The organism is Maritimimonas sp. 2205BS37-2, from assembly GCF_056591755.1.
In genome coordinates, this window is sequence record NZ_JBWQOI010000006.1 from 1 (window position 1) to 4871 (window position 4871).

Annotated in this window: 2 protein-coding genes; both read right to left on the reverse strand. The window is 35.5% G+C overall.

Going from position 1 to position 4871, the window contains the following annotated elements; genetic code table 11:
• Positions 1 to 2070, reverse strand: a 2070-nt coding sequence (locus tag AC1EUU_RS15405; protein ID WP_480202338.1) for an Ig-like domain-containing protein, incomplete at its 3' end; no start/stop codon positions are given.
• Between the two features lie 188 nt (positions 2071 to 2258).
• On the reverse strand, positions 2259 to 4841 hold the full coding sequence (locus AC1EUU_RS15410) for an OmpA family protein (protein ID WP_480202339.1): 2583 nt from the start codon (positions 4839 to 4841) through the stop codon (positions 2259 to 2261).
• Between the last annotated feature and the right edge of the window lie 30 nt (positions 4842 to 4871).

The window sequence follows — 4871 nt, forward strand, 5'->3', positions numbered from 1 at the left end:
TTCAAACGATGTATTCACACCATCTCCATCATCATCTATGTCTAAAGCATCTATGAATCCATCAGAATCAGTATTTAGTAATGTATAGGTTATTGTAGCTGCCAACGTATCGTCACTTTCAATTCCATCAAATAAACCGTTTGCTCCTGAACCCGTGTCAGCTCCATCAATTCTTCCATCATTATCTGTATCTGGTAACCCGTGACCTGCCTCAAAAACGTCATATACCCCGTCTCCATCTGAGTCGATGTCAAGAAAATTAGGAATCAAATCCCCATCTATATCCCCATTACCTTCATTGCTATCTGGAATTCCGTCATTATCACTATCTAAATCCAAAGAATTTATTATTCCATCTCCATCATCGTCACCACAAACAGTAAATGTAGAAAATCTAAGATTATCAAACCCTTGTTCATCTCTTCCTGCCGCGCCAGCTGACGTCATATTGTAGTTTATAGTTATCGTAGAAAACGCTACAGGGTTAATAACTCCAACAAAATTTTCAATATTCTGCCCAAAAGTAGTGGACCCTTGAAGTGTTCCGGAGCCATCTTCATAACTTAACACGCCTGTAGTATTTAAACCCACACCTCCAGATGGAGTCGTTTGCCAAACTAAAGTTCCATCTATTAAAACTTCTACGTCAACGGTAGCTGTACCTCCAAAATCGAGTAAGTCAACCATATCGAAACTTGCCGCATTAATTGGATTTGTAAAAGTAATTGTAGTGGTTAAAGTATAAGTTGGTAAAACACCGGGCATCAATGGTATCACATGTATACCTGTTCCTCCTCCAGCAGATTGATATATATTTGTACCAGAAGCTGTTGCACTTGCTAACACCGCATGGCTAATGATATAATTTGTACCATCTGTAAAGGGCGTTGAACCAACCCAATCAGTTATTGAAGAAACTGTCCCGCCAAAAGATGTCACATCTGCATCCCAGCCAGAAGTTGTATTTCCACTTCCATCGGTTAAATTTCCAACGGTGTAAACATTTATATTATTATCAACCCAATCAGCATTTGCAGCAATCACAGCTGTACATTCATCAGTATCTAAAATCCCATCATTATCGTCATCTAAATCTGCATCATCGGCAATACCATCTCCGTCACTATCTATTTTAACCATGACAGTAACAGTTCCCGTACTTGTCAGTGCATTAGAATCTGTGATTGTATATGAAAAAGAGTCCGAACCAGAATAACCAGAAGGTGGAGTATAGGTAAAAGCTCCTGCAGGAGTGATGTTTACGGTTCCTCCGTTTACCGATACAGCATCAAAGGCTGTAACTGTAGTAGGGGCTGTTCCTAATTGATCAGACCCACTTCCATTATCAGCAAAAACATCTCCATTTAGGACAGTATCAACTATTGTTTCAACGTTATCATTCAATGCAACTGGCACAGAAACAATAGCATTAAGTGTTACAGATATTTGAACTGATTCCCATGTTAGAGGAGTCCCACCTGAGTTGTCTCCAGGCAATAACTGCAGTGTTTCTGTTGGCCCCGATGCAACAAATCTAAAAGTTTCGGTACCCCAAGCGTCTTGAGTTATAGGAGAAATAGTCTGCATTGGATTACTTCCCACTATATATCTAAATTCGTCATTATAAACTGCCGAATAGCTATTCCCTAAATCACCATCTGCATTAGCTGTAGCGGTCAACGTGTATATTGTTACTTCATATGTATTGCCCGCAACCAAACCAGTCATTGTTGTACTTACAATTTCTTCAACACCCGCAGGTCCCAAATCTCTAAGTGAAATCCATGATGTATGACCATTTGGTGGTAGTGGCAATACTCCTCCTGGCACATTCCAAGTTGCCCCACCACCTGAAACACCTGTGGCTGCAGCTTGCGTTGCATTTGAAACATCAGGAGTGCCTAAATCTACTAGCCAACCGGGTGGGCTACAATTTGAACAAGCTACACTTCCATCTGAAGCAGGAATAGATTGTGCTAAAAACTCAACATGAAAAAATAAACCAATTATTATGAATATTAGGTTCAAATTTTTGTTGAAAAAGTCTTTTCTTAAGTAATTTTTTTCCATAGTACACTTACTTAATATGTTGTTTTTGGTGTATTATAATGTCCGTTAAAAAACATAGGTAATAGCTGGAATCCCCTTTAATTTTTAATATTCCCTGTTTCAATGTAGCAATTCACCAAATATATAAAAAAATGTTAAAGGCAATTTCTATGCTACGTTTATTTTTAACGCAATTATCAACCATCTTATTATTGATTTTTAATTATCTTAAATTCTGTTCTTCTGTTTTGCTGATGCTGTTCTGCAGTACATTTCACAAAACTAGAACACTTGTTTACTAATTGCATTTCTCCATAGCCCTTACTCACAATTCTATCGTTTGAAACTCCTTTATTTGTCAAGTATTCTTTTACTGATTTCGCTCTCTTTTCAGATAAAATCTGATTGTATGATTCTAGATTATTAGAGTCTGTATGCGACCCTGCCTCAATCATCATATCTGGATTTGCTTTCAAAATCTCCACTACTCTATCCAATTCATAAGCAGCATCCTTTCTAATATCATATTTATCGTAATTAAAATAAATAGGATTGGTATTGATGAATTGTGCATTTTCTTTATCAATAATTTCTTTATCAGGATACCCATTTCCTGAAATAACCATAAACTCTATTCTACGATTTGCCTGATGTTCATCTTGTGAACACTTTACAAAGCTTTTACATTTATTTACAAGCACATGCTCTCCATATCCTTTTACGTATACTTGATCTGGAGATACATTTCTGGACGCCATATAACTAGCAATAGATTTTGCTCTTTTATCCGACAACAATTGATTGTGTTTCTCAGTATTTTTAGAATCAGTATGTACTTGAATTTCAATAACCAAATCTGGGTTTTCATTTAGAACATTTACAACCTCTCCCAGCTTTATAAGTTCTTCTGAAGACAAACTCCAATTGTCAAAAGCATAATAAATAGGAGCAAATTTTATGAACTTTTTACTTACTTTTTTAACCACATTTCCATCACTCGCTACATAAATAGGCTTGACCTTTTTTATAGGTCTTTTATCATCAAGATATGGGTCCAAGTCTTTATTAGCTGTTGTTTTTGTCTTTGCTTCAACTTTATCATTTGAATTCTTTGGGCTTACACCCATCTTAGAACCATTTAGATCTACATAGGTCATGTTTATACTTTTATCAATCTTAACACTTGCTACGTCGGCATTAGAAGATGAGAATCTGTCATTGTCATTTACAATAACAAACTCAGTACGTCTATTTAATTGATGTTCCTCTCTGCTGCATTTAACAAAGCTTGAACAATTATTAACCAATTGCATTTCTCCATAACCTCTAGCAGCAATTCTACTCGGATTAATGCCTTTTGAAACTATATAATCTACTGTTGCTTTTGCTCTCTTTTCTGATAAGCTCTGATTATAGGCTTCTCGCGCTCTTGAATCTGTATGCGATCCTGCCTCAATAACCATTGTTGGATGTTCCAACATTACTGCAACCACTTTATCCAATTCTGCCGCTGCTTCAGGGCGAATATTCCATTTATCGAAATCAAAATAAATAGTGTTAATATTGATCATGATTTTTTCATCAACTACTTTTAATTCTGGTGGTAGATCGACAAAAACATTTAAAGGAGGTGCGTCTAAATCATTAACCGTTTTTCCTTGAACATTTTCTTTTAAAAATCCAGGAGCGGTTCCAACCAATGCAAACTCTGTATTGCATGGTAGCTCAAATTTATATGATGCATCTTCACCAACTGTTATTTCTTTTAAAATATTTCCTTTCGCATCAAATAGCTGAATTTTGGCTCCGGGTAAAGCAGCATGCATCTCTTTATCTCGAACTACACCTACAATTTCTTGATTACATTCAAAATGAATTGGTGGTGCGGCCGTAAGCATATAAATATCATCATCGCCGTTACCTCCTTTTCTATTTGATGAAAAATATCCTTTATGTTTTGTGTCATCAATAATGTAGGCAAAGTCATCTTTTTTACTATTAATCGGCTCATCTAGATTAATTGGATCTGCAACGGTATTATCAAAAACTTTACTTGCAAGTATATCTAAATCTCCCATCCCTTCATGGCCGTTAGAGGAAAAATACAAGATATTGTCATCACTAATAAATGGAAACATTTCTCGCTCTTCGGTATTAATTTGCGGGCCCATATTTCTAGGAGTACTATAAGTACCATCATCATTAATATCTACTACATAAATATCTGTTTTACCCAAAGACTCTGGTCTATCGGAAACAAAATATAATTGCTTATCATCAATACTTAAAGTAGGATGTCCGGAAGAAAAATCAGGGCTGTTAAAAGGGAGTAATTTAATATTTGTCCACTCTCCATTGGCTCCAACCGAAGCTTTAAACATCTGTATATTATTAGTACCAGTTGAATCTTTGCGATATCTCTTTTTCACATAATTGTTTGCACTATAATAAACGGTTTTTAAATCTTTAGTGAATGCTACAACTCCTTCATGATATTTTGTATTCACATCGCCAAGAATTTTCTTCTTGGCTTTTAAGTTTCCATTTTCATCAATTGTAGCAACAAAAAGATCTAAGAAAGGTTGTTTATTACCGTCCCAAGTAGTTCTGGTAATGATTGCTCCTTCTCTAGGAGATGCAAAAACAACTTTATCTTTTCCAAAAAAGGCTGTCCCAAAATCTGAGTATTTGGTATTAATATTTACATTTTTAATAGAATATTTACCTGGATCGGTTTGACCAATAGTAGTAACAATCGTAAAAAATACAATTAGCGTAAGTAATTTTTTCATTGTGCATTTAATCCACATTAAATATAAAAC